Origin of the sequence: Novosphingobium album (ex Hu et al. 2023), from assembly GCF_022832385.1 — a bacterium.
Taxonomy (GTDB): Bacteria; Pseudomonadota; Alphaproteobacteria; order Sphingomonadales; family Sphingomonadaceae; genus Novosphingobium; species Novosphingobium album.
Genome location: NZ_JALHLE010000005.1, coordinates 350,985 through 374,505 on the forward strand (window position 1 = coordinate 350,985; position 23,521 = coordinate 374,505).

General features: G+C 62.5%; 23 protein-coding genes and 1 pseudogene. 14 read left to right on the top strand and 10 right to left on the bottom strand.

Features of this window, described 5'->3' with window-relative positions:
- Nucleotides 1–18 precede the first annotated feature (18 nt).
- Nucleotides 19–1,137: a DNA polymerase III subunit beta gene (gene dnaN / locus MTR64_RS05670; RefSeq protein ID WP_243991654.1), complete on the bottom strand. Its 1,119-nt coding sequence runs from the start codon at nucleotides 1,135–1,137 to the stop codon at nucleotides 19–21.
- A 214-nt stretch (nucleotides 1,138–1,351) separates the two neighbouring features.
- On the opposite strand from dnaN, the gene MTR64_RS05675 reads away from it, so the two are divergent.
- Nucleotides 1,352–1,726: a hypothetical protein gene (locus MTR64_RS05675; RefSeq protein WP_419144917.1), complete on the top strand. Its 375-nt coding sequence runs from the start codon at nucleotides 1,352–1,354 to the stop codon at nucleotides 1,724–1,726.
- A gap of 5 nt (nucleotides 1,727–1,731) precedes the next feature.
- On the opposite strand, the gene fabG is transcribed toward MTR64_RS05675, so the two are convergent.
- From fabG to MTR64_RS05695, 4 genes are all read right to left on the bottom strand, one after another.
- Nucleotides 1,732–2,496, bottom strand: coding sequence for a 3-oxoacyl-[acyl-carrier-protein] reductase (gene fabG / locus MTR64_RS05680; RefSeq protein WP_243991733.1), 765 nt, complete (start codon nucleotides 2,494–2,496; stop codon nucleotides 1,732–1,734).
- 43 nt (nucleotides 2,497–2,539) lie between these two features.
- Nucleotides 2,540–3,475 carry an ACP S-malonyltransferase gene (gene fabD / locus MTR64_RS05685; RefSeq protein ID WP_243991659.1) on the bottom strand — a complete coding sequence of 312 codons (936 nt, stop codon included), beginning with the start codon at nucleotides 3,473–3,475 and terminating at the stop codon, nucleotides 2,540–2,542.
- A gap of 122 nt (nucleotides 3,476–3,597) precedes the next feature.
- Nucleotides 3,598–4,125 carry a VOC family protein gene (locus tag MTR64_RS05690; protein ID WP_243991660.1) on the bottom strand — a complete coding sequence of 176 codons (528 nt, stop codon included), beginning with the start codon at nucleotides 4,123–4,125 and terminating at the stop codon, nucleotides 3,598–3,600.
- 47 nt (nucleotides 4,126–4,172) lie between these two features.
- Nucleotides 4,173–4,982, bottom strand: coding sequence for an LD-carboxypeptidase (locus MTR64_RS05695; protein ID WP_243991662.1), 810 nt, complete (start codon nucleotides 4,980–4,982; stop codon nucleotides 4,173–4,175).
- Between the two features lie 134 nt (nucleotides 4,983–5,116).
- On the opposite strand from MTR64_RS05695, the gene MTR64_RS05700 reads away from it, so the two are divergent.
- Nucleotides 5,117–6,538 carry a UDP-N-acetylmuramate--L-alanine ligase gene (locus MTR64_RS05700; RefSeq protein WP_243991664.1) on the top strand — a complete coding sequence of 474 codons (1,422 nt, stop codon included), beginning with the start codon at nucleotides 5,117–5,119 and terminating at the stop codon, nucleotides 6,536–6,538.
- 235 nt (nucleotides 6,539–6,773) lie between these two features.
- Nucleotides 6,774–8,309 (top strand): globin-coupled sensor protein, encoded by a 1,536-nt coding sequence (locus tag MTR64_RS05705; RefSeq protein ID WP_243991665.1) that lies wholly within the window; start codon nucleotides 6,774–6,776, stop codon nucleotides 8,307–8,309.
- Between the two features lie 27 nt (nucleotides 8,310–8,336).
- Here the strand turns inward: MTR64_RS05705 and MTR64_RS05710 are convergent, their stop codons facing one another.
- Complete coding sequence (locus tag MTR64_RS05710) at nucleotides 8,337–9,272, bottom strand: DUF808 domain-containing protein (RefSeq protein ID WP_243991666.1); 936 nt, start codon at nucleotides 9,270–9,272, stop codon at nucleotides 8,337–8,339.
- A 255-nt stretch (nucleotides 9,273–9,527) separates the two neighbouring features.
- Here MTR64_RS05710 and MTR64_RS05715 point away from each other — a divergent pair, with 255 nt between their 5' ends.
- Nucleotides 9,528–10,352, top strand: coding sequence for a flagellin (locus MTR64_RS05715; RefSeq protein WP_243991667.1), 825 nt, complete (start codon nucleotides 9,528–9,530; stop codon nucleotides 10,350–10,352).
- Nucleotides 10,353–10,447: 95 nt separating this feature from the next.
- Here the strand turns inward: MTR64_RS05715 and MTR64_RS05720 are convergent, their stop codons facing one another.
- Nucleotides 10,448–11,116, bottom strand: coding sequence for a glutathione S-transferase (locus MTR64_RS05720; RefSeq protein ID WP_243991668.1), 669 nt, complete (start codon nucleotides 11,114–11,116; stop codon nucleotides 10,448–10,450).
- 127 nt (nucleotides 11,117–11,243) lie between these two features.
- Here MTR64_RS05720 and MTR64_RS05725 point away from each other — a divergent pair, with 127 nt between their 5' ends.
- The 4 genes from MTR64_RS05725 to MTR64_RS21305 all read left to right on the top strand — a co-directional run bounded on the left by MTR64_RS05725 (nucleotide 11,244) and on the right by MTR64_RS21305 (nucleotide 15,964).
- Nucleotides 11,244–12,479: a polyhydroxyalkanoate depolymerase gene (locus tag MTR64_RS05725; RefSeq protein ID WP_243991669.1), complete on the top strand. Its 1,236-nt coding sequence runs from the start codon at nucleotides 11,244–11,246 to the stop codon at nucleotides 12,477–12,479.
- A 75-nt stretch (nucleotides 12,480–12,554) separates the two neighbouring features.
- Nucleotides 12,555–12,959: a DUF2946 family protein gene (locus MTR64_RS05730; RefSeq protein WP_243991670.1), complete on the top strand. Its 405-nt coding sequence runs from the start codon at nucleotides 12,555–12,557 to the stop codon at nucleotides 12,957–12,959.
- 121 nt (nucleotides 12,960–13,080) lie between these two features.
- On the top strand, nucleotides 13,081–15,234 hold the full coding sequence (locus MTR64_RS05735; RefSeq protein ID WP_243991678.1) for a TonB-dependent receptor plug domain-containing protein: 2,154 nt from the start codon (nucleotides 13,081–13,083) through the stop codon (nucleotides 15,232–15,234).
- 4 nt (nucleotides 15,235–15,238) lie between these two features.
- Nucleotides 15,239–15,964 (top strand): energy transducer TonB family protein, encoded by a 726-nt coding sequence (locus tag MTR64_RS21305; protein ID WP_268740729.1) that lies wholly within the window; start codon nucleotides 15,239–15,241, stop codon nucleotides 15,962–15,964.
- Between the two features lie 268 nt (nucleotides 15,965–16,232).
- Here MTR64_RS21305 and MTR64_RS05745 read toward each other — a convergent pair whose 3' ends face one another.
- Nucleotides 16,233–17,330 carry an OmpA family protein gene (locus MTR64_RS05745; protein ID WP_243991680.1) on the bottom strand — a complete coding sequence of 366 codons (1,098 nt, stop codon included), beginning with the start codon at nucleotides 17,328–17,330 and terminating at the stop codon, nucleotides 16,233–16,235.
- Nucleotides 17,331–17,672: 342 nt separating this feature from the next.
- Nucleotides 17,673–17,765, bottom strand: a pseudogene (locus MTR64_RS05750) (IS5/IS1182 family transposase); the annotation flags it as partial.
- Between the two features lie 504 nt (nucleotides 17,766–18,269).
- Here MTR64_RS05750 and rpsF point away from each other — a divergent pair.
- From rpsF to MTR64_RS05780, 6 genes are all read left to right on the top strand, one after another.
- On the top strand, nucleotides 18,270–18,632 hold the full coding sequence (rpsF, locus tag MTR64_RS05755) for a 30S ribosomal protein S6 (protein WP_243991682.1): 363 nt from the start codon (nucleotides 18,270–18,272) through the stop codon (nucleotides 18,630–18,632).
- Nucleotides 18,633–18,635: 3 nt separating this feature from the next.
- Nucleotides 18,636–18,860, top strand: a complete 225-nt coding sequence (rpsR, locus tag MTR64_RS05760) for a 30S ribosomal protein S18 (RefSeq protein ID WP_007686754.1) — start codon at nucleotides 18,636–18,638, stop codon at nucleotides 18,858–18,860.
- A gap of 14 nt (nucleotides 18,861–18,874) precedes the next feature.
- Entirely contained in the window at nucleotides 18,875–19,474 is a 600-nt protein-coding gene (rplI, locus tag MTR64_RS05765; RefSeq protein WP_243991684.1) for a 50S ribosomal protein L9, read from the top strand.
- Between the two features lie 96 nt (nucleotides 19,475–19,570).
- Nucleotides 19,571–20,065: a GNAT family N-acetyltransferase gene (locus MTR64_RS05770; RefSeq protein WP_243991686.1), complete on the top strand. Its 495-nt coding sequence runs from the start codon at nucleotides 19,571–19,573 to the stop codon at nucleotides 20,063–20,065.
- 79 nt (nucleotides 20,066–20,144) lie between these two features.
- Nucleotides 20,145–21,572: an AMP nucleosidase gene (locus tag MTR64_RS05775; RefSeq protein WP_243991687.1), complete on the top strand. Its 1,428-nt coding sequence runs from the start codon at nucleotides 20,145–20,147 to the stop codon at nucleotides 21,570–21,572.
- A gap of 98 nt (nucleotides 21,573–21,670) precedes the next feature.
- Nucleotides 21,671–22,900, top strand: a complete 1,230-nt coding sequence (locus MTR64_RS05780; RefSeq protein WP_243991688.1) for a L,D-transpeptidase family protein — start codon at nucleotides 21,671–21,673, stop codon at nucleotides 22,898–22,900.
- 32 nt (nucleotides 22,901–22,932) lie between these two features.
- On the opposite strand, the gene MTR64_RS05785 is transcribed toward MTR64_RS05780, so the two are convergent.
- Nucleotides 22,933–23,521, bottom strand: a 589-nt coding sequence (locus MTR64_RS05785; RefSeq protein WP_243991689.1) for an alpha/beta fold hydrolase, incomplete at its 5' end; no start/stop codon positions are given.

The following is a 23,521-nucleotide window of genomic DNA, read 5'->3' on the forward strand; positions in this document are numbered from 1 at the left end:
ATTGCGATGGTGTGGCGGTTACACCCGCATCGGCATCAGCACGTAGAGCGCCGGGCTCTTCTCGTCCTGACGGATCAGCGTCGGTGCACCGGCATCGGCGAGATGGAGTTCCACTGAATCGCCGTCAATCTGGCCGAGAATGTCCTTGAGATAGTTGGCGTTGAAACCGATCTCGAAGCCATCCGAGGAATAATCGGCAGGCACTTCTTCCGCCGCCGTACCATTGTCCGGCGACGTCACCGAAAGCGTCACGCGATCCTGGTCGAGCGCCATCTTCACCGCACGGGTCTTTTCGGTGGCGATCGTCGCAACGCGGTCGACGCCTTCGAAGAAGCTGCGCGGATCGATCTTGAGCAGCTTGTCATTCCCGGTCGGGATCACGCGGGTGTAATCGGGGAACGTGCCGTCGATCAGCTTGCTGGTCAGCACCACACCGTGCTCGCCGCCCAACGTGAAGCGGATCTTGCTCGCCGACAGGTCCACCAGCACATTGGTGTCGAGCGCCTCTTCGAGCAGCTTGCGCAGTTCGGCCACGCATTTGCGCGGCACGATCACGTCGGGCATGCCATCGGCGCCGTCCGGACGCTTGATGGTGAAGCGCGCAAGGCGGTGGCCATCGGTGGCGGCGGCCTTCAGGTCATCTTCGGTGACGTGCAGGAAGATACCGTTGAGGTAGTAGCGCGTTTCCTCGGTCGAGATCGCAAAGCGGGTGCGGTCGATCATCTGCGCCAGCGTGGCGGCCGGAATCTCGAAGCTGGTGGGCAGTTCACCCTCTGCGATGACCGGGAAATCGTCGCGCGGCAGCGTCGGCAGCGTGAAGCGGCTGCGTCCGGCCTTCACGATCATGCGATTCTCCGCCGCATCAAGGCTCACCTGGCTGCCTTCGGGCAGCTTGCGCGCGATGTCGAACAGCAGGTGGGCCGATACAGTGATCGCCCCCGGCTGATCCACCGAGACCGCGCCCAGTGTTTCGATAACCTGCAGGTCGAGATCGGTCGCCATGATCTTCACGGCACCGCCAGCGGACGCCTCGATCAGGACGTTGGAAAGGATCGGAATGGTGTTGCGGCGCTCTACCACGGACTGCACGTGGGACAGACAGCGCAGGAGCGTGGAACGTTCGATCGTGGCCTTCATAACAGCCTCAGGTCCCCCTTGGTAGGCCTTGGGGACACAGATGTTCCCCGAATTCAGGACAGATATCTCTAACGCGACCATGGCTCGCGGCAAGCACGTTATACCTGCAAATCCGCGAATCTGGGGATAAATTCGGGGTTTATTGCGTTATTCCAACGGTGCCTGTGCCCTTGCGGGACAAAGACGCGGGACAAACAGGCCATTAATGCGGGAGGTGAAAGACTTGGTTCGCAATCTTCACATCGAACGGCAGGATGAACAGGGCAAGCCTGATGCCATCACACTGGAAGAATGGGCCGAAGCCGTCGATCACATCGAGGGGGTGCGCATGGCAAAAGGCGATGCGGAAGTGGCCAACCCCCTGACCAAGGAAATTGTCGTCCTGCCCAATCGCGGCGGCGACGCGGAAGTGTTCCGCGAAGACTGCCACCGGTGGCTGCGCGCACTGTTCTGGACGCCCGATGGCGCGGTGCGCTTTGCCGAGCCGGGAATGGCGGGGGATCCGATTGTTCCCCTGGCCTGCCAGCTGGCAGACGAACTGCACGCCCGCGTCTGTGACGACAGGGGCGAGGCGATCACCCCTGCCTGATGGCCTCAGACCATCACCATGCCGCCATTGACGTGGATCGTCTGGCCCGTGATGTAGCCCGCTTCCTTGCTGGCGAGGAACACAGTGGCGGCGGCGATGTCTTCGCCCTCGCCCATGCGGCCCGCCGGGATCCTGGCATTGAGGGCTTCCTTCTGCGCATCGGGCAGAACGTCTGTCATGGCGGTGCGGATGAAGCCGGGCGCGATGCAGTTCACCGTCACGTTGCGGGTCGCCAGTTCCTGCGCAAGGCTCTTCGACATCGCGGTGATGCCACCCTTGGCCGCACAATAGTTCGCCTGCCCCGGATTGCCGGTTGTGCCGACGATCGAGGTGATATTGATAATGCGGCCAAAGCGCGCCTTCATCATCAGCTTGGCCACGGCGCGCATCAGGCGGAACGTGGATTCGAGGTTCACGCGGATCACCGCGTCCCATTCCTCATCCCTCATGCGCATCGTGAGGTTGTCGCGCGTGATGCCGGCGTTGTTCACGAGGATGTCGATCTTGCCGAGCGATTCCAGCGCGGCCGGCACGAGCTTCTCCACCTGATCGGAGTCAGACAGATTGCAGGCAATGGCCACGTGATCGACTTCCTGCAGGTGCTGCGGCGTGTGCTCGTCAAGCTCGTCGCGAAAAGCGCGAAGCTTGTCCGCGTTCGAGCCGGACACCACCAGCCGCGCGCCCCGTGCCGCCAGCCCGCGCGCAATCGACGAACCGATCCCGCCCGAGGCGCCGGTTACCACAGCAGTCATTCCGTGAAGGTCGAACATCATCACATTCCCCAAAACATCAACAACTAGGTCTTAGACCGGATCAGAGCGACTTCGCCAGCGCCTCGATGTCTTCCATCGAAATGGCGGAGGCAACCTCCACTTCGCCCGCCGAACGCTTGATCATCGGACCGACGACCTTGCCGCCCAGTTCGACGAAGCTCTCCACGCCCGCAGCGTGCATCGCGATCGCACTTTCGCGCCAGCGCACGCGGCCCGTGACCTGCTCGACCAGCAGCCGCTGCACTTCGGCCGGATCGGTGACAACACTGGCGGTGACGTTGGCGAAGAGCGCGACGCGCAGAGTACCCGGACGCGTCTTGTCTAGCGCTTCGGCCATGGCATCAGCCGCGGGCTGCATCAGCGGGCAGTGGAACGGCGCGGAAACAGGCAGCAGGATACCGCGCTTGATGCCATGGTCCTTCACAAGCGCAATGGCGCGCTCGATAGCTTCCTTGTGGCCGGACAGCACGACCTGCGTCGGATCGTTGTCGTTGGCGACGGTGCAGACCTGCCCTTCGGCAGCGGCTTCGGCCAGAGCCGTAGCCTTCTCGATATCGGCACCGAGCAGCGCGGCCATGGCGCCCACGCCAACCGGCACAGCCGCCTGCATCGACTGGCCGCGCAACTTGAGCAGGCGCGCGGTGTCGGCGAGGCTGAAGGCCCCCGCAGCGCAAAGCGCAGTATATTCGCCGAGCGAGTGGCCGGCGACGAAGTCCGCCTTGTCAGCCAGCGCGATGCCGCCTTCCTTTTCAAGCACGCGCAGCACGGCGATGGCATTGGCCATGATCGCCGGCTGGGCATTTTCGGTAAGTGTCAGCTGGTCCTCGGGACCATCGGTCATCAGCTTGAAAAGATTCTGGCCGAGAGCCTCATCGACTTCCTCGAAAACCTCGCGCGCAACGGCGCTGGCGGCGGCGAGATCGGCGCCCATGCCAACCTTCTGGCTGCCCTGACCCGGAAATACAAAAGCACGCATCTTATGTCCTCCATCCTCGCGGCGCTGGCGACCCGAATGCCAAGAGAAAATCTATCCTGACGAGGAAAGCGGCAGCGCTTATTCCCCGCGCCGTAGAAGAGCAAGCCCCCGGCGCGTTCTCGTCAACCGAACGTTATCGTACGCAGCACGCCCTCCGACATGTCCCCGGCGCTCGCACGCACCAGTTCATAGAACCCCGTCAGCGCGGGCAGCGGCTCGTAGAGTTCGAGCATGTGGCCGTATTTTTCGACGGTATCGACAAATACATAGCGGAAGCCGTCGGTCATCGTAGCATCAAGCGCAATGGCATGGCCCTGCGTGCGCCATGCTTCTGCCGCCATGGCAACGTCGTCCACGAACAGGGCGACGTGGTGCAGTCCGGTTCGTCCTGATCCTTCCGGATAAAGGTCATGGAAGGCGGAAGGCCCGGGATTGTTCTGTTGGCAGAACTCGATCATCACCTCTCCCCACTGGCCATAGGCACTTGAATGATCGAGATGCCCCTCCGTGCCGCGATACAGCGCGCGCTTCAGGGGAATGTTGTCGGCCACGTAGTAGGGGCCCGAACCAAAGGCCTGCGCGTGGGCGCGCGCCGCTTCCCGGATATCGGGCACGAAATAGGCGATCTGGCGGATCGGAAGGTCCGGCATCCTCTCACTCCCTCTGTCTTTTGCAGGAGCGAGTGTTGCGCCCCTGCCTAGCCGAAGGGAACTATCCTATTGGCTGCATCATGACCGATGTCAGCTGCTCCAAAGAACGGGATTGCATGGCGCTCACACCAATAGCGGACGATGTCGTCCGCGCCGCTGCCGAATGGCCGGTCGTTCTCCGGAACGTCGCTCACGCGGCCGAGCCGCAATCCGGCAATGCCGCCAAGGTGCGCCGTCGCGTGGAAGAACAGCCGGTCGATCGCATAGAGATGCTCGGATACTTCCTCCACCATTACCACATGCCCCGCTAGTCCCGGCATCAGCCGCGTGCCGCACAGCATCGCCAGCGTCATGAGGTTGAACGCCACCACCGGATGCTTTTCCCCGGCCAGCGAAGGCTCAAGGCCCGAGCGATCGCCAGTCAGATAGGCCAGCGACCGCCGCACGGCCTGCTCTCCGCCTGCGCGCCGCACATCGTTGAGCAATGGGCCATGAACCGGCTTTCCGATCCGCTCCCGGTATAGCGCGCCCAGCAGATAGCCCGAATCCGAATAGCCGAGAAACGTCTTGCCCTGTGCTGTATGATCGAAGCGCTCCAATGCCGCCTCGGCAATCCGGCAGGCGCCATAGCCACCGCGCGCGAACCACACGGCATCGACGTCCGGGTCGTTGGCGCATTCGACCAGAGCTTCCAGCCGCACCGCGTCACTGCCGGCAAAGTGCCCTTCGGCGGCGAAACACTGATCGTGGATCACCAGATCAACCCCGGGGAACTCGGCAAGTGCCAGAGCCTTCACGCACTCGGCATCCTCACGGGTGATGGGCGCCGATGGCGCGCAGACGGCGATCCGGGTCATGTCCTTCCCCTACCCTCATTCGCGTTCCCCATGAAAGCGGGGTGGCTGCTTATCCACGACAGGCGGACGGGCGCCTACCCCCTTTCGCCGGATGGCAGTTGTCTTGGCGGCAAAGGCCGCATACCGAAGCGGTCATGACCGACGCGCCTGCCCTCACCACCCATCCCTGGTTCTTCTGCGGCATCGGTGGTTCGGGCATGTTGCCTCTCGCGCTGATCCTCAAAGGACAAGGTGCCGAAGTCGCCGGATCAGACCGCAGCCGCGATCAGGGCCGTACGCCCGAAAAGTTCACCTGGCTGGAAAGCCTCGGTTTCAAGCTGTTCCCGCAGGACGGCAGCGGCATGGTCTCGGCGGACCAGACGCTCGTCGCCTCGGCCGCAGTCGAGGATACCGTGCCGGAAGTCGTGCGCGCGAGTGAACTCGGCTGCGCGCGGATGAGCCGGGCCGAACTGCTCGCCACGCTATTCAACGCCGCCCCTTTCGGGATCGCCATCGGCGGCACCTCGGGCAAGTCCACGGTCACCGGCATGACCGGCTGGATCATGACGCAGGCCGGGCGTGACCCCACGATCATGAACGGCGCGGTGATGAAGAATTTCCGCACGCCGGACGCCCCCTTCGCCAGTGCACGCGTGGGGAAAGGTCAGGTCTTTGTCTCCGAAGTCGATGAAAGCGACGGGTCCATCGCCCTCTACCAGCCCAGCGTCGCCGTGCTTGGCAATGTCAGCCTGGATCACAAGAGCCTCGAAGAACTGCGCCAGCTCTTCGGAGACTTCCTTGCGCGTGCGGACAAGGCCGTCGTAAATCTGGACGACGCGGAATCCGCCGCGCTTGCCGCTCGTGCCCGGTCCCTGGTGACTTTTGGCATCACTTCGGCAGATGCCCAGATCGGGGCCACGGACATCGTGGAACAGGCCACCGCCCTCACGGCCACCGTACTGGACCGGCGCGACGGCAGCACCCATCCGCTCACTCTCCAGGTGCCGGGACGCCATAATCTCTACAATGCCTTGGCCGCGATCACGGCTGCCAATGCCGCAGGCGTGCCTGTGACCGAGGCCATAGCGGCGCTGGGCAGCTTCACAGGTCTCGCCCGCCGTTTCGACATCGTCGGCACCACCGCAAGCGGGATCACCGTGATCGACGACTTCGGCCACAACCCGGACAAGGTCTCGGCCACGCTGGCGACGCTCAAGGCCCACCCCGGCCGCGTCATCGCCTTCTTCCAGCCGCATGGCTACGGCCCGCTGCGCCAGATGGGCGCGGAACTGGCGCAGGTCCTCGCCAGCAAGCTGGGACCGGAGGACGTCACCATCCTGTGCGATCCCGCCTATTTCGGCGGCACCGTCGACCGCAGCGAGGGAAGCGAGCGCATCGTACGGCTGATCCGCGAGGCCGGAGGCCGTGCCGAATACATCCCCACGCGCGAAGAATGCGGCGACTGGATTGCAAATAATGCAAGAACTGGAGACCGTGTCGTCGTGATGGGTGCGCGAGACGACACCCTGAGCACTTTCGCGGAGGGGGTGCTTACACGACTGAAAGATGCCCTTTAGGGCGCGTTAACCGATCCGCGTCTTGTCCGCACCGGATCCGACGTCCAGTCGACTTGAAAACTGGCCCGAAAAGGCCTGATCGGTGCCGTGTTTAAATAACACAACCGATTGTTTTTGCGTACTTCACCCCGCCTTCCTGACAGCCGCACGCGGGAAAAGTACCTAACCGCATGCATACCCAAAATAGGGGATGAAATCTGTACCGGCGAGTGGCCTTCAATCATCAGGAACTCGCATGTCCAATCCCGCCCCCCGCAAAGACATAGCCGCCAAACTCCGTGCATTTTCTCTGAATTCTGACGATTTCGCACGCTTTGCCGGTATTGGACGATCGATCGAACGGCTGGGACCCAAGATACTCGACAAGTTCTATGCGAGCGTCGATTCCGACCCTGTGCGGCGAAAATTCTTCCCTTCAAGGAAAGTAATGGACAGCGCCCGCGCACGCCAGATGAAGCACTGGCGGGAGCTGTTTTCGGGAAAAGTGGATCAGGAATACGTGGAACGTGCCGAACGTATCGGTCAGATCCACGCACAAATCGGTCTGGAACCTGATTTCTACGTGGGCGGCTACGCAACTATTCTGGCCGATCTGATCGAAGCCGATTTGACCCAGTCGATCGGCGGCGTTCTGGGCCGGGCGAAAGCACGCAAGATCGGCACGCTCATCAAGATGGCGCTGCTCGACATGGAATTGGCGACCTCGTCGTACATCAAGGTACAGGAAAATTACCGCATAGCGGTTCTGGACAGTCTTTCGGCAGCGCTTGGCAAGGTCTCGCAGGGCGACCTCAGCGTAAAAATCGAAAATCTTCCTGAAGAGTTCAAACAGATAGAGATCGATTTCGCGACCATGTGCGATTCGATAGCCAGAGCCATGGGCAGCGTGCAGGACGCCTCCGATCAGATCCACACCGGCTCATCCGAAATCCGCGCTGCAAGCGATGATCTCTCGCGCCGCACAGAGAGCCAGGCGGCGACGCTTGGGGAATCGGCGGCCGCACTCAACCAGCTCACCTCGGGTGTCCAGGCTGCGGCTCAGGGCGCCAGCGAAGTCAATCGCTCCGTAGGCCAGGCCGAGGCCGAGGCCCGTGAAGGCGGCAAGGTGGTCGAAGACGCGGTGCAGGCAATGGACGGCATCCAGAAATCCTCTCAGGAGATCGGTGCTTTCGTCAACGTGATCGACTCCATCGCCTTCCAGACCAACCTTCTGGCGCTGAACGCCGGTGTCGAAGCGGCCCGTGCGGGTGACGCGGGCAAGGGCTTTGCCGTTGTCGCCACCGAAGTGCGCGCACTGGCCCAGCGCTCCGCCGAAGCGGCACAGAGCATCAAGAACCTGATCAGCGACTCCGAAAAGCAGGTGGAACGCGGCGTCAATCTCGTTGGCCGTACCGGCGACGTCTTCCGCCGCATTGTAGAAAAGGTCAGCAGCATAACCAGTCTGGCCTCGCAGATCTCCGAACAGGCCCATCAACAGGCCGGGCAACTTGGCCAGGTCAATTCGGCAGTGGGCGAGATGGACACCATGACGCAGCAAAACGCCGCCATGGTCGAGGAAGCCACGGCCGCAGCCCGCAATCTGGCCGTACAGGCGGAAGATCTGGCCGGTCTCGTGAAGATGTTCAAGCTTGGCGCCATCCAGACCCATGCAGCGGCTTCCGCCCGGAAACCGGCTCCCGCGCGCAGACAAGCCAAGGCACCGCTGCGAGCGGTAGCTGGCGGCGCGATCATCACCGCTGGCGCCCCCGAGGGCGACTGGTCGGAATTCTGATGGCCAGCGGCCAGCAGATGCCAGTGCTCAGTGCGGCTTGCCGCGCAGGGCACCGGCTGTGTGCGCCAGGACAGCGATGACGGCGCCCAGCACCAGCCCCACCAGCGCCGAAGCCGTCGCATAGCCCAGCCAGCCCAGCAACGGCCCTGCAGCCGCGGCCAACGCATGTTCGATTTCATGGGCCATGTGCGCGGGCTGCGGAAGCCCCAGTTCCTCAAGCCCGTGCAGGATGATCCCGCCGCCGACCCAGAGCATGGCCAGCGTTCCAACGCTGCCCAGAACCTGAAGCACCACCGGCATCGCCCGCAGCAACAGACGGCCGGTAGCCTGCGACACGGCACCGGACTTGCGCGCCAGATGCAGGCCGACATCGTCCATTTTCACGATCAGGGCCACGGCGCCATAGACGCCCACGGTAATCAGCACGCCCACCACCGCCAGCGCTACGGCCCGCGTCAACAGCGTGGCATCCTCCACTTGCGACAGTGCGATGGCCATGATTTCCGCGGACAGGATCAGGTCCGTGCGGATCGCACCGGATACGCGGGCGCTTTCGAAGGCCGTGGCATCCTCGATCGGATCTTCCAGCGTTTCACCGTGCTTTTCGCCGCCCAGCTTCTCCAGCACCTTTTCCGCCCCCTCGAACGAGAGGTAGCAGCCGCCCAGCATCAGGATCGGAATGATCGCCACCGGCAGCAATGCGCTTAGCAACAGCGCCAGCGGCAACAGGATGAACAGTTTGTTGCGCAGGCTGCCCTTGGTGATCTTCCAGATCATCGGCAGTTCGCGATCCGGGGTGAAGCCAGTGACATAGCCGGGTGTCACCGCGGCATCGTCGATCACCACCCCTGCCGCCTTGCTGCCGGCCTTGGCCACTCCGGCCCCGACATCGTCGAGCGAGGCCGATGCCGCACGGGCAATAACCGAGATGTCATCCAGAAGAGCAACCAGGCCGGAGGGCATAAAACGATGATTCCCCGTTCATGAAACTTATCAAAAAAGGGAATGTCGGCGATTTTTTTTGACAATCAAGCCAAACCGCAGGAAACCATAGAAATAACAGACATTTTCGGCGCCTTGCAGATGACCGGAATGCGACAAAATCACGCAAATCGCGCACAATCCCTTAAAAGCCCGCCGTCCCCCACCGTTCTCCTCAATGTCCGAAGGGTGCCCCGCAACGGCGCTCACAAGCGACTGAAAACTGGGGAATTAAGCATGTCTGTTATTAACACCAATATCAGCGCCATCCGCGCTTCGAACGCTTCAATAGTCGCCAGCAAGATGCTGGGCACTTCAATGGAACGCCTGTCCACCGGCAAGCGCATCAACAGCTCGAAAGATGATGCCGCCGGCCTCGCGATCGCTACCTCGATGACCTCGCTCATCAAGGGCATGAACCAGGGCATCCGCAACGCCAACGACGGTATCTCGCTGGCCCAGACCGCTGACGGCGCTCTGTCGGAAGTCACCAACATGCTGCAGCGTGTCCGCGAACTGGCCGTGCAGTCGTCCTCCGGCACCTACCAGGACACCGATCGCACCGCGATGCAGTCGGAAGTCTCGGCCCTGACCGAGCAGATCAGCGACGTTCTTTCGCAGACCACCTTCAACGGCAACACGCTGTTCTCGACCGCTGCAGGCACCGACGTCAGCTTCAACATCCAGACCGGCGCCAACTCGGGTGAAACCGTCACGCTCACCTCGACCGCGATCGACGGCACCAACATCAGCTCGGCGGCTCTGGACGTTTCGACCTCGACGGCTGCCTCGACCACGATCGACAATGTCGACGCCGCTCTCGACGAGGTCAACTCCACCCGCGCTTCGCTCGGTGCTGGCCAGAACCGCCTCGAATCGGCGATCACCAACCTCACCAGCAACGTGACGAACCTCTCGGACGCCCGTTCGCGGATCGAGGATGCCGACTACTCGCTGGAAACGACGGCGATGGCCAAGGCCCAAATTCTCTCGCAGGCTTCGACCGCGATGCTCTCGCAGGCCAACCAGAGCCAGCAGAACGTCCTGAGCCTGCTCAAGTAATCCCCAGCGAGACCCAACCAGGTCCCGAAAGCACCCGGCGGGCAGCAATGCCCGCCGGGTCAACTGGTGTCCGGGCCTTGCGACAAAGCGGCCCGTCAGAACTCGACGTCGAGTTCCTCCATTTCTTCCGGCTCGGCTTTGGCCGCTGCGATCCATTCCTTCATCGGCGCCCAGTCCGCGATGGTGTGGCAATAGGTTTCGCAAGGCGGGGAAAGCGCGACCGCATAGCTTATGAAGCGCGTCGTCACCGGCGCATACATCGCATCGGCCACTGTGGGCTTTTCGCCAAACAGGAACGGCCCGCCGTAAGTCTCGAGGCAATCGGACCAGATCGTCTCGATCCGTTCGATATCGGGCCGCGCGCCCGAGAAGACCGGGAATTTCTCGTGCTTCACTTTCAGGTTCATCGGCAGGGCCGAGCGCAAGTTGGTGAAGCCGGAGTGGATCTCCCCTGAAATCGACCGGCAATGCGCCCGCGCGATCGGATCCGCCGGCAGCATATGGGAATCGGGGAACAGTTCGTTGAGAAACTCCGCGATCGCCAGCGTATCCCACACACTGGCCCCCTTGTAGTTCAGCCGGGGAACCAGCACCGATGGCGAGAGCAGCAACAGTTCGGCCCGGTTGGCAGCATCATTGGGAACCTGCCGTTCGGCAACATCAAGACCAGCGAGTTTGCACAGCAGCCATCCGCGCAGCGACCATGCCGAATACGTCTTGCTGGAAATCGTGAGCGTTGCCCCGATCGCGGCCTTATCGGTCATCGGCTTTGCCTCCGGCATCTTGGTTTTGCTTGCATCAGCCTATGACGCAGTGCAGCATAAATCCAGAGATGATTGCAGGCCGGTTCGCGATTCCCCGCATTCCACCCGCATCAAAGGAATGTTGGACATGCTCTATCAGGCGTATCAGGCCTATTGCGACATGATGGCGCCAGCCCGTCTGGCGGCACGTGCCGCAACGGGCTTTCGGGACCGCTTCATGGATGGCGCAGAAACCATGCCCTTCGCCCGGCGTCTCTTCGCGTTGGCAGAAGTTGTCGACAAGTCCAGGATTACACACAAGCGCCCGCCTTACGCGATCACTGAAGTGCTCAGCGGCAACGCGATGGTCGAAGTCCACGAGGAAGTCGCCCTCGACCTGCCATTCGGAAACCTGCTGCATTTCGCCAAGCCGGAAGTCACCACGCCGCAGCCGAAAATCCTGGTGGTCGCGCCTCTCTCGGGCCATTTTGCCACCTTGCTGCGCAACACCGTCGATACGCTGTTGCGCGATCATGACGTCTATATCACCGACTGGAAGAACGCGCGCGACGTGCCCGTTTCGTCCGGACCTTTCGGCTTCGAGGATTACGTCGACTACATCATCCGTTTCCTGCAGGAAATCGGAGATCCGGAAGCCGGGCGCGGTGCACATCTACTGGCCGTCTGCCAGCCCTGCGTTCCGGCACTGGCAGCTGTTGCCGTGATGGCGCAGGACGATGATCCCTGCCAGCCGCGCACAATGACGCTGATGGGCGGCCCGATCGACACCCGTGAATCGCCCACCGTCGTCAATGAACTGGCCACCGGCAATTCCTACGAGTGGTTCGAGAACAACCTGATCCAGACCGTGCCCTGGCGCTACAAGGGAGCAGGCCGCAAGGTCTATCCGGGGTTCATTCAGCTCATGGCTTTCATGTCGATGAACACGGGCCGCCACACCAGCCAGTTCCGCAAGCTCTATCAGCATATCGCCGATGTCGAACAAGCCGAGGCCGACAAGATCATCGACTTTTACGACGAATATCTCGCCGTGCTGGACCTTACCGCCGAATTCTATCTCGAGACGATCGACAAGGTGTTCCAGCGCGCCTTGCTGGCAAAGGGCGAATTGCAGCACCGCGACCGCACGGTGGACTGCAGCGCCATCCGCAAGACCGCGCTGCTCACGGTCGAGGGTGAACGCGACGACATCTGCGCGGTGGGCCAGACGGCGGCGGCTCACCTGCTCTGCTCCAGCCTGCGCCCGCACCTGAAGCGCCATCACCTGCAGCCCGGCGTCGGGCACTACGGCGTATTCTCGGGCTCGAAATGGGAAAAGCAGGTCTATCCGCAGGTCCGCAATCTGGTGCTGGCGATGCACTGACGGAGGGCAACGCGCTCCCGTTTTCTTGACGCAAGTCGATGACAATCAGGGCGAAGGACGATACGGGGCGTGCGAATGCACCTGATTCGATCCTTCCTGCAGCGGCATTTTCACGTCGCTGCCGTGATCCTGGCGCTTGCGCTGGCGATGAAGGCGTTCGTGCCCGCCGGATACATGATCGGCTCGACGGCGGCCAAGTCCTTCACGGTGGAGATCTGTGACGGTCAGGGCGCCCCGGTGCTGTCCAAGCTGACGATACCCGGCAAGAGCAGCGGCGTTGCAGACGAGCACACCAAGGCTGCCAAGGACTGTCCCTTCACCGCACTGTCCATGCACGCGCTGGGAGGTGCGGACGACGCGCTCCTGATCGCTGCGCTGGCCTTCATCCTGGCCCTGGGCTTCGCGGCCGCCCCGCAACTGCGGCTGGCCCGCATCGGCTTCCTGACGCCGCCGCTCAGAGGGCCGCCGGCACTTTCCTGAAACCCGTCCGCTGGCCTGCAACCGCAAGGCCACGGGCGTGCTGACGCGCTTTGCCTGATCCGCGCTGCCCACGCGCGGATACGGGCCGCGCCGTACTCCCATGCGATTTCAGGAATAGACAATGTACACGCACACCTGCGCCCTGCGCGCTGCCCTTCTGGTCACCAGCACCCTTTTCACCGCCTGCCTTTTCACCAGTGGCGCCTACGCTCAGGACACTGGCACCGCGCTTCCGACCGTCGATGTCGAAACCTCCGGTGAAGTCACGGCAGGCAACCCGCTCGCCGCCACCTCCCTCTCGACCGACGAACTCAAGGCGAGCAACCCGGCCTCCACCGACACCGCCAAGGTTCTGACCTCCGTTCCGGGCGTCAGTGTCAATTCGGGCGGCGGGTTCTCCTCGATGCCCACGATCCGCGGGTTGTCGGAACAGCGCATCAAGATTCTGGTGGACGGCCAGCCGATCGACGCGGCCTGCCCCAACGACATGAACTCGCCGCTGTCCTATACGATGCCGCAGACGCTCTCTTCGGTCTCGGTGATCCCGGGCGTCGCACCGGTCAGCATGGGCGGCGACAACATCGGCGGCGTCATTGCGGTTTCCGGCCCCGAACCGCGCTTTTCCACCGACGGCAGCCTGCTGCTGACAGGCGATGCCTCGGCCTTCTACCGCTCGAACGGTGACGGCTTCGGCGGCGCCGTCACGCTGACGGCGGCCGGTACCAATCTCTCCGCCACCTACACCGGCTCCTACACCCAGTCGGACAACTACAAGGGCGGCAACAGTCTCGGCACGGTGCGCTCCACCGAATATGCCAAGACCGACCACGCCCTCGCGCTTGCCTGGCAGAACGCGGGTGGCCTGTGGGAGATCAAGGGCGGCTATCACTTCAGCCCCTACGAAGGCTTCGCGAACCAGTGGATGGACATGACCTCCAACACGAGCTGGTTCGTGCAGGGCCGCTACCGGGGGGTGTTCAACTGGGGCAATGTCGATCTCTCCGCCAGCTACCGCGACACCGACCACGAGATGAACTTCCTCGCCGACAAGCTTCCCGGCGACATGCCGATGAACACGCAGGTCCACACCTTCACCAGCGCCGCGAAGTTCGAACTGCCGCTGTCGAAACGTGACACCGTGAAGCTCGGCCTCGAATACCACCACCAGTGGCTGAATGACTACTGGCCACCGGTCGCAGGCTCGATGATGATGGGTCCGAACACCTTCGTGAACATCAATCAGGCCCACCGCAACCGAATCGGCGCCTATGCCGAATGGCAGGCGCAGTGGTCGGACACGCTCTCGAGTGTAGTGGGCGTACGCTACGACCGCGTGGAGATGAACACGGGCGATGTGCAGCCCTATGGTACCTCGATGATGCAGATGGCCGACGCCATGGCAGCCAATGCCTTCAACGCCATCGACCGCAACCGCAACGACAACAACTGGAACGGTTCCGCGATCGTCACCTGGGCGCCGGCGGATACCGTTTCGATCGAACTCGGCTATGCTCACAAGACCCGCTCGCCCAACATCTACGAGCGCTACACCTGGGGCCGCGGCTCGATGGCGAGCCGCATGATCGGCTGGTTCGGCGACGGAAACGGCTACGTCGGCAACGTCAATCTCAAGCCCGAACGCGCCGACACCGTAAGTGCCACGCTTTCGGTAGCCCCGGCCCCCGGCCTGTCTTTCAAGGTCTCGCCCTACTATACCCACGTCGACGACTACATCGACGCGGTCTATGTGCAGGACCTGCTCACCCCGATGGGCATGCCCACCGATTTCGTTCAACTGCAGTTCGCCAATCTCGATGCCGAGTTCTACGGCGTCGATGTCTCGGGCGAAGCGGTGCTGGCCGGCACGCGTGAGAACGGCACGCTGGTCCGGGCCTCGCTGGCCTGGGTTCATGGCGAGAACCTGACCGGGCAGCTGCCGCTCTACCACCAGATGCCGCTCAACGCGAAGCTGGGCGTGACGTACCACGCGGGCGCGCTGGAACTGGGCGGCGAATTGGAATGGGTGGACCGCAAGGACCGCGTCGATTCCCGCCGCAACGAGCCGGAAACGGCCTCCTACGCTCTCGTCAACCTGAGCGCGGCCTACACGCTCGCCGGATGGCGCCTGAGCGTTGAGGCGGAGAACCTGTTCGACAAGGGCTACTACCTGCCGCTCGGCGGGGTTTCGCTGGGCGACTACAAGGCGACCGGCGTTCTGCGCCCGGTGCCGGGCATGGGCCGCTCGATCAATCTCGGCCTGAGCACGAAGTTCTGACCCCATGCGCATGCCCCCTGCCTTCCCCAAAGACAGGGCCCCCGGCCGCTACACCCCCGGCTGGGGAACAGGCATGCGCCAGAGCGCCGCGCTGGCGGGCAGTTTGTTGCTGAACCTTCTGCTGCTCGCCGGCGTGGTCGCCGCCATGCGCGGACCGGACCTCCTTGCCCCCGGTGTCCGGTCCGCGCTGGTAACCATCGCCATTACGGCTCAACCGAAAGAGGCCTCGTCGCCACTGGCGCCTCCCGAACCGGCGACCGTTCGCCAGACCGCCGCCCCCACCCCGCCCGCCGCCGAAGAACACCCCGCGCCGGTCCTGTTGGTAGAGCCCGGCCCGGCCCCGGTTCTTGTCCCGGCGGCCAAGGCCCCGGCATCCGCCGCCGAACCGCAACCGGCCGCGACGGCACTGCCGCCCGCACTGCGCCCGGCCCCACTGTTACCGGCCGAAGATGCATCCGCCCGTATCGATGCCTACCGCCAGCAGCTGTGGCAGCGCATCCTTGCCGCCCGCCCGCGCGCGGCAAGCGGCACTGGCACAGTCACAATCCGCTTCCGCATAGACCGCAGCGGCGCACTGGTCTCGGCGCAAGTCATCGGGCCGAGCGGCCAGTTCCTGCTCGACCGCATGGCCCTGCAGGCCGTACGCCGCGCCGCGCCCTTCCCCGCCCCGCCCGCCGCGATGGGCGAGGCAGAGCTGACCTTCACCGTGCCGGTGGCCTTCCACCGCTAGGGACAAACTGTCCCGCCGAAAGTTCTCGTGCCAGCCCTGATCGCAGCCGTCATTTGCCGGGAGCGGACAACCGGCTGCGGGTGCATCGGCAAAGACTGATAATCAGGTGATGGCGGAAGATGGATCCACCATTACTATCCCTCCCGGCCTTCTTCCGGGTCATGTGATGGAGCGAGGACCGCAGGCTGAAACCTGGATCGTCGGCTGAAAGAAAGGGGCCGGAGATAGACTCCAACCCCTTTCCGCTGCTTCCTCGGTGGGAGGAACACTACATGCCAGAGCCCGGACCATAGGTAATCTCGACCCGGCGGTTCTGGAGTTCGCGAACGCCGTCAGCCGTCGGCACGCGCTGATTTTCCTCGCCAAAGCCCTGGGCGGAGATCGCCGAACCCGGGATGCCATGCGATGTCAGGTAGCCTTGGACCGCTTCGTTGCGGCGCTCGGAAAGACCCATGTTGTAAGTCTTGGCACCTGACGAGTCCGTGTAGCCTGCCAACATGATCGGTACATTGTCACAACTGCCGTACGCGGTGATCGCGCTGTCGAGAACCGTGGCGGCCTCCGGTGCGATGTCCGACTTATCCCAATCGAAGAACACGACGTAGGGCCCCTTGTTGCAAACCACTTCCGGCGCAGGAGGCGGCGGAGGCGGCGGAGGGGGCGGCGGCGGCGGGGGTGGAGGCGGTAGCGGCTCGGCCTTGGAACCAAAGTTGAACCCAAGCGTCGCCATCAACGAGTGCGAGGACCAGTCGGTCTTGTAAGACGCATCGTAGCTCTTGATCGTGTACTTCGGCATGTTGAAATACCGGTACTTCACGCCCAGATCGACGGTGTCGCTCAGAGGGAAGCGAAGGCCTGCCAGTATCTGCCAGGCAAAGTCCCATTTATCGCCATTGATCAGCGTGGCAGCGCCCGACGTGCCTTCCACCCTTATAAGATGGTCGACCCGGGCGATGCCCGCACCGCCACCGGCAAAAATCTGGATGCCATCGTCCTTGCCGAAATCGAGCAACCCGTTGCCCATAAAGCTCAGCGCCGAGGCATGTCCTCCAAGGTTATCACTGCCGTAGATAGCGACCAGGGCATCAGACGCCCCCAGTTCCTTGTTGCCAAGATCCCGGAAACTTCCTTCCGCCTCAATGCGGAACCCTCCGAAGTCATAGCCCAAGACACCGCCGACGTCGTAGCCGGTGTCCGTCTTGACCCGCGCGCTTCCGATATCGTCCGCGTAGACATCATGGAATTTGAAATCATCGGAGACAACGACGCCGCCATCGATTTCGATATAGACGCTGTCATCTTTAGCCCAGGCGCTGGTTGCCAGGATAGAAGAAGACATGGCCATCAAGAGCGTGATTTTCTTCACGTTGTACCCCTGCCTGTTTGAAGTTCAGGCATGATTCCCATGAGCGGTCACCTGAATCAATCAATCGATTCCTTACTTTCCAAGATGAAAGTACCTAGACACCCCGGACAAAGGGCAAGGATTTTAGGAGGATTACCCGTAAGCCCAATCGAGACTGTCTCAAAACACAAGGAGACAGAAATACAAAATGGCACCAATTGTGATCAACCAAAGTGCATTCCAAAACCTGGAAATGCCCTTGCATCGCAAAAATGAGCATTCAGATGAAGGCTCTCATCGTCGATCCGGTTGAGGATGCTACGGTCGCTTCCCAGCCCTGAGGCTGCGGCAGCGGCCCAGTCACGCGAATATGCGCTCCATGCCCCAACGACGGAGCAGGCTATCGTGGCCGTTGGTCTGATCGGAACGCTTGATGATCTCGAGTGTCAAATCCCCGCGCTGGTGAGGGTTTTCCTGAGCTCGCCTGTGCAACCACTTGGGGCAGGCTAGGGGCGGAACCTGTTACTCGCACCATCGAGGCGTCCGAATGGCGAACATGTCGGACCAAACCGCCCGCTCGCCACACCCCGAAACCGTTTTCCTACACCCCCTCGCGCAGAGTATGCCTTCCGCATGCATCGAACACATTCCCTACCCCCGCTTCGCCGGTTCGACCATGGCCTTTGCTGCGATGGACTGATGTGCAGCGGCAAGGTGCCGGTCGGCACGCAAGGTGACGCATGCGCCGCAAGGTGACAGGTTTTCTCTCTGGACCGTGTCACCCGTGTCAACCTGTCACCTTGCGGGACGCGCCCATACGCCGCCCAAACCGCTTGCATTTCCTGCCTGATCCGCTAAGGGCCGCCTTCCCCTGTTCGGGGAAACCTGAAGAAAGCCGGAGGGGCCCCGCAATCCCGCGGACAAGCCAGCGATCGGTTAGATGAATGAAAGGAAGCTGCCGTGGCTCTTTATGAGCACGTGTTCCTGGCACGCCAGGACCTTAGCCAGTCGCAGGTTGATGCGCTGGCCGCCGCCGCCACCGAGATCGTCGAGAGCAACGAAGGCAAGGTCCTCAAGACCGAGACCTGGGGCCTCAAGAACCTCGCGTACAAGATCAAGCGCAACCGCAAGGCTCACTTCGTGATGCTGAACATCGAGTGCCCGGGCGACACCGTCGCCGAGCTCGAGCGTCAGACCCAGATCAACGAAGACGTCATCCGCTACATGACCATCAAGGTCGAGGAACACGAAGGTGGTCCGTCGGTGATGATGCGCAAGAACGACCGCGACAACCGTCGCCGCCGCGAACGCGAGGGGAACTGATCCATGGCACGTGCATTCTTCCGCCGCCGCAAGTCCTGCCCGTTCTCGGGCAAGAACGCGCCGAAGATCGATTACAAGGACGTTCGTCTGCTCCAGGGCTTCATGTCCGAGCGTGGCAAGATCGTCCCCAGCCGCATCACTGCGGTTTCCGCCAAGAAGCAGCGTGAGCTGGGCCAGGCCATCAAGCGCGCCCGGCACATCGGCCTGCTGCCCTTCATCGTCAAGTAAGGGAGGCTAGCCCCATGGACATCATCCTCCTCGAACGCGTCGAAAAGCTCGGTGCCATCGGCGACGTCGTTTCCGTCAAGGACGGCTACGCACGCAACTACCTGCTGCCGAACAAGAAGGCGCTGCGCGCCAACGACGCCAACAAGAAGGTCTTCGAAGCCAACCGCGCGAAGATCGAAGCCGACAACGCCGAAAAGCGCTCGTCTGCTCAGGCTCACTCGGGCAACGTCGAAGGCAAGCAGGTCGTCCTGATCCGCGCTTCGTCGAACTCGGGCCAGCTCTACGGTTCGGTTTCGGTGCGTGACATCGTCGAAGCTCTCAACGAACAGGGCGCCGAAGTCGCCAAGCAGATGATCGTGCTCGAACGCCCGATCAAGACGCTCGGCATCTTCGACGTGCGCGTCAACCTGCACCCCGAAGTCTCGGTCACCGTGCAGGTCAACGTCGCCCGCTCGCCGGACGAAGCCGAACTGCAGTCGCAGGGCGTGGACGTCATGGCCGCGATGTTCGAACAGGACACCTCGGGCTTCACCGAAGCCTACGATCCGAACGCCGAACCCGGCGAAATCGTGATCGAGGAAGAGGCTCCGGCCGAGGGCGAAGAGCAGGCCTGAGCCTGACCTTTCGCACCGCGCGATCATGAAAGGCCCTCGCACTTACCGGTGCGGGGGCTTTTCATGTATGGCTCCCCATCACCGCAGGAGACCCCAGTGCCCGTTGTGCTCACCGCTTCCGGCTTTGCCGCATCGCCGGAGCTTCGCGCCGGACTGACACAGCTCAACAACGACCATGCGGTCGAACTGTCCTGGGCCGATGAAGAGCGTCTCGGAACAATGATCGGCGAAGCCTTCCTGGCAGCGCATGAGGGCATGGAAGACGCCCTGCTGATCGCCTTCGACCAGAACGCGGACTACGACAGCCCGAACTTCCTGTGGTTCCGCGAACGCCATGCCCGCTTCGTCTATGTCGACCGCATCGTCACATCTGCAACAGCTCGCGGAAATGGCCTGGGTCGTGCGCTTTACGCCATGCTGTTCGAGGCTGCTCGCGCAGCCGGCTACGACCGCATTGTCTGCGAGGTCAATTCAGACCCGCCCAACCCCGCTTCAGATGCCTTCCACGCCGCACTGGGCTTCGTGAAGGTCGGAGAAGCCCTTCTCGCCAACGGCAAGACGGTGACGTACCTCTCCTGCCCGCTGGCCTGACAGCAGCGGCCGGCAACGTCACACGACCGCAGCACGCCGCTCCTATTGCACCGCAACACGATTTGCGCGATAGACGGTCATGCAAATGATGAAAGAAACGCTCGCGGAATTGGTCCGCGTATATGATGCCGCCGTTGCCTGCCTGAAGGCCGACATGATCGCCTTCATCGAGAACGGCACCCTCCCCCCACCCGAACGCCGCACAGAGCGGCGGTGGACTTATCCGGAACTGCGCGTGACTTATCGCGGGCAGGAAAAGGCCGCCCGCGCCTCACGCGCCTTTGGCCGCCTCGAAGCCGCTGGCTCCTATTGCACCACGGTCACCCGGCCGACGCTGTTCGCCGAGTATCTCGCCGAACAGCTCTCGCTGCTCGAAGCAGAGTACGAAGTGGAATTCGAAGTCAGCCGCTCCGCGCAGGAAATTCCGTTCCCCTATGTCCTCGACGGCGTCGCCATCGGCACAGTCAAGCCGCAGGACCTGGCACAGCACTTTCCCAGCACCGAGCTCGCCATGATCGGCGACGAGATCGCCGACGGCATTCACGTCTTCGAAGAGGACGATCCGTTGCCGCTGGCCCTCTTTGACGGGCTTCGCACCGACTTCAGCCTGGCCCGCCTAGCGCACTATACCGGCACCAGCCCCGAGCACTGCCAGCGCTTCGTCCTGTTCACGAACTATCACCGCTATGTCGATGAATTCGTGGACTGGGCCGGCAAGCAGGTCGGTTCCGATGGCTACGTGGCCTTGTCAGGCGCAGGTGGGCTCTATCTCGACGCGCCGGTCGACAATGCCCGCGCGCGGCTGTCCGATACTGCATGGCGCCGCCACCAGATGCCCGCCTATCACCTGATCAAGGAAGACCGCTCGGGTATCACCCTCGTCAATATCGGTGTCGGCCCCTCCAACGCCAAGACCATCACCGACCACCTCGCAGTGCTGCGCCCCGAGGCCTGGCTGATGATCGGCCACTGCGGGGGCCTGCGCGAAAGCCAGCGTATCGGCGACTACGTGCTCGCCCATGCCTATCTGCGCGATGACCATGTGCTCGACCCTGTCCTGCCGCCGGAAATTCCCCTGCCAGCCATCGCCGAGGTGCAGCAGGCCCTCGCAGAAGCGGCCGAGCGGGTCAGCGGCGGCGGCGTGAACCTCAAGAAACGGATGCGCACCGGCACGATCGTCACCACCGACGACCGCAACTGGGAACTGCGCTATACCGCCTCGGCCAGGCGCTTCAGCCTCAGCCGGGCGATCGGCATCGACATGGAGAGCGCCACCATCAGCGCGCAGGGCTACCGGTTCCGTGTGCCCTACGGTACCCTGCTCTGCGTCTCCGACAAACCTCTGCATGGCGAGCTCAAGCTGCCGGGGCAGGCCAATCGCTTCTATGAGGAGGCCATCGCCAGCCACCTCAAAATCGGCCTGATCACCTGCGACCTGCTGCGCGAACAAGGGGACCGATTGCACTCGCGCAAGCTGCGCGCATTCAACGAACCGCCGTTCCGGTAATCTCCGGCGCGGCCCGGCATTCTGAGAAGAAATCGCAGGACAAGGAGAATTGGTGAAATCCATTGTCCAGCGGTCCTGAAGTGTGCTTTCACGCATCCATGGGAAAAGGCAATGTTATTTCCGGGCATCCGGCGGGGAGCGCTCTTCCGGCAATTCTGATGGTCTTGGCACTGGTTTCCTGTGGCGCTGCAGACATTCCGGATGATCCGTCAAATTCGGCGACAGTCGTTCCCGAGGCGACTGCGGAACCGGTTATTGCTCCAGCCGGGGAATGGAGCACTGAAGAAGTCGACCGGTTGCTGCACTGGGTGAAAGCTGCACCGCAGGATGCCCTTCCATCGCCCAGTTCGCGCGACCTGGATACAGCCATAGCAAGTGGCGATCACAGTGCCATCGATGGCGCCGCGACCGCGCTGGCCCTCAAGCTTGGCCGTATGCATCTGCTCGGTGTAGCCAACACAGCGCAGCGTACAGGCTGGCATATCACCGATAGTGACAGCGCGATCGATCTTCAGGCCCGCCTCGAAAAGGCTATCGGCTCGGACGACATAGACGGCTTTATCGAAAACCTGCGCCCCTCCAGCCCGGATTATGCCGCACTGCGCGACGCCTATGCCGCCGAAACCGACAAGGACCGGCGCGCGACAATCGCCCGTAACATGGAACGCTGGCGCTGGATGCCGCAATCGCTGGGCCAATCCTATGTGCTCGTCAACACAGCCACGTTTGAGGCCCGCCTTTGGCGCAACGGCAAACAGGCGGGAACCTGGCGCGTGATCGTTGGCAAGCGCTCGACACCCAGCCCGGTCTTTTCGGCGAGGATCACCGGCGTAACCCTGAACCCCTGGTGGAACATCCCGGCCAGTATTGTCCGCGAAAAGCACGGCAACTTCCCCGCCCGACTCGGCTACGTGAGAACGGCCAATGGATTCGCCCAGAAGCCAGGCCCGAACAATGCGCTCGGACAGATGAAGCTGGTCATGCCCAATCCCTTCAGCGTGTACATGCACGACACGCCAAGCAAGAGCCTGTTCGCCCGGGATATCAGGGCCTTTAGCCACGGCTGCATTCGCGTGGGCGAGGCCCTGAATTTCGCCACCACGTTGCTGAACGGCGAAAAGACGCCCTCAGAAGTGGATGCGATCGTGGCGGGCGGCCAGACCACTACGATCAGCCTGCCGTCTTCGCTGCCAGTCTACATCACCTACTTCACCGCAGGTCTGCTGGGTGACGGAAGTTTCGTAATTCAACCGGACATCTATAGCCGCGACAAGAACCTTCCCGACCTTGCCCGGGCCTCGGAAACGGAGTGCTCAGCCTCCGGATAATCCGGCAAGCCAATGTGCATCGAGACACCGGTTCAGGCGTGCAGGAAATCTACGATCGCCCGGCCCATTTCCTTGAATGTGACCGATGACATGTGGTTGCCTGGAATCTCGGCATAGTGGCCATCGGGCAAGGCAGCGGCGAGATCGGGAGCCGAACCGTTGTCCTGATCATCCACGCCGCAAACGCACAGGGCTGGCATCGTCACCCCGCCGATCGCCTCAGGCGGCGTATCGTCTACCGAGCCGAGCAGGAGCCGTGCAGCCACACGGTCGACTTTCATCGTCTTCATGAAAGCTTGAGCCACGAACGCCTTATCCCCGCGCTCGATTGTACCGAAACGATCGATAGCATCCACAAAGTGCGCTGACCGGCGCGCCCAGCCCGCCAGCCCCGAGAGACCCATACCGCCGAGAATGAGTTTACGTGGAGACAGCCCCGCCAGAACGCCACGCACTGATGTCCGAGCCCCAAGCGAGAATCCGCCCAGATCGAAATCGGTGAGGCCAAGCTCCGACACAAGCAACGTCAGATCCTCGACCAGCACATCTTCCGGGTAGAGATCCGGATCATGCGGCGCCTCGCTTTCACCATGCGCGCGAAGGTCCGGCATGATCACTTCG

Bases quoted from the DNA above. Each gene is read 5' to 3' on its own strand.
- MTR64_RS05710 (WP_243991666.1), bottom strand. From the start codon at position 9,272: ATGCCCTCCGGCCTGGTTGCTCTTCTGGATGACATCTCGGTTATTGCC.
- MTR64_RS21305 (WP_268740729.1), top strand. From the start codon at position 15,239: ATGCGCATGCCCCCTGCCTTCCCCAAAGACAGGGCCCCCGGCCGCTAC.
- MTR64_RS05720 (WP_243991668.1), bottom strand. From the start codon at position 11,116: ATGACCGATAAGGCCGCGATCGGGGCAACGCTCACGATTTCCAGCAAG.
- MTR64_RS05715 (WP_243991667.1), top strand. From the start codon at position 9,528: ATGTCTGTTATTAACACCAATATCAGCGCCATCCGCGCTTCGAACGCT.
- rpsR (WP_007686754.1), top strand. From the start codon at position 18,636: ATGGCACGTGCATTCTTCCGCCGCCGCAAGTCCTGCCCGTTCTCGGGC.
- MTR64_RS05690 (WP_243991660.1), bottom strand. From the start codon at position 4,125: ATGCCGGACCTTCCGATCCGCCAGATCGCCTATTTCGTGCCCGATATC.
- MTR64_RS05700 (WP_243991664.1), top strand. From the start codon at position 5,117: ATGACCGACGCGCCTGCCCTCACCACCCATCCCTGGTTCTTCTGCGGC.
- MTR64_RS05695 (WP_243991662.1), bottom strand. From the start codon at position 4,982: ATGACCCGGATCGCCGTCTGCGCGCCATCGGCGCCCATCACCCGTGAG.
- rplI (WP_243991684.1), top strand. From the start codon at position 18,875: ATGGACATCATCCTCCTCGAACGCGTCGAAAAGCTCGGTGCCATCGGC.
- MTR64_RS05780 (WP_243991688.1), top strand. From the start codon at position 21,671: ATGGGAAAAGGCAATGTTATTTCCGGGCATCCGGCGGGGAGCGCTCTT.
- fabD (WP_243991659.1), bottom strand. From the start codon at position 3,475: ATGCGTGCTTTTGTATTTCCGGGTCAGGGCAGCCAGAAGGTTGGCATG.
- fabG (WP_243991733.1), bottom strand. From the start codon at position 2,496: ATGTTCGACCTTCACGGAATGACTGCTGTGGTAACCGGCGCCTCGGGC.
- MTR64_RS05725 (WP_243991669.1), top strand. From the start codon at position 11,244: ATGCTCTATCAGGCGTATCAGGCCTATTGCGACATGATGGCGCCAGCC.
- MTR64_RS05775 (WP_243991687.1), top strand. From the start codon at position 20,145: ATGCAAATGATGAAAGAAACGCTCGCGGAATTGGTCCGCGTATATGAT.
- MTR64_RS05705 (WP_243991665.1), top strand. From the start codon at position 6,774: ATGTCCAATCCCGCCCCCCGCAAAGACATAGCCGCCAAACTCCGTGCA.
- dnaN (WP_243991654.1), bottom strand. From the start codon at position 1,137: ATGAAGGCCACGATCGAACGTTCCACGCTCCTGCGCTGTCTGTCCCAC.
- MTR64_RS05730 (WP_243991670.1), top strand. From the start codon at position 12,555: ATGCACCTGATTCGATCCTTCCTGCAGCGGCATTTTCACGTCGCTGCC.
- MTR64_RS05735 (WP_243991678.1), top strand. From the start codon at position 13,081: ATGTACACGCACACCTGCGCCCTGCGCGCTGCCCTTCTGGTCACCAGC.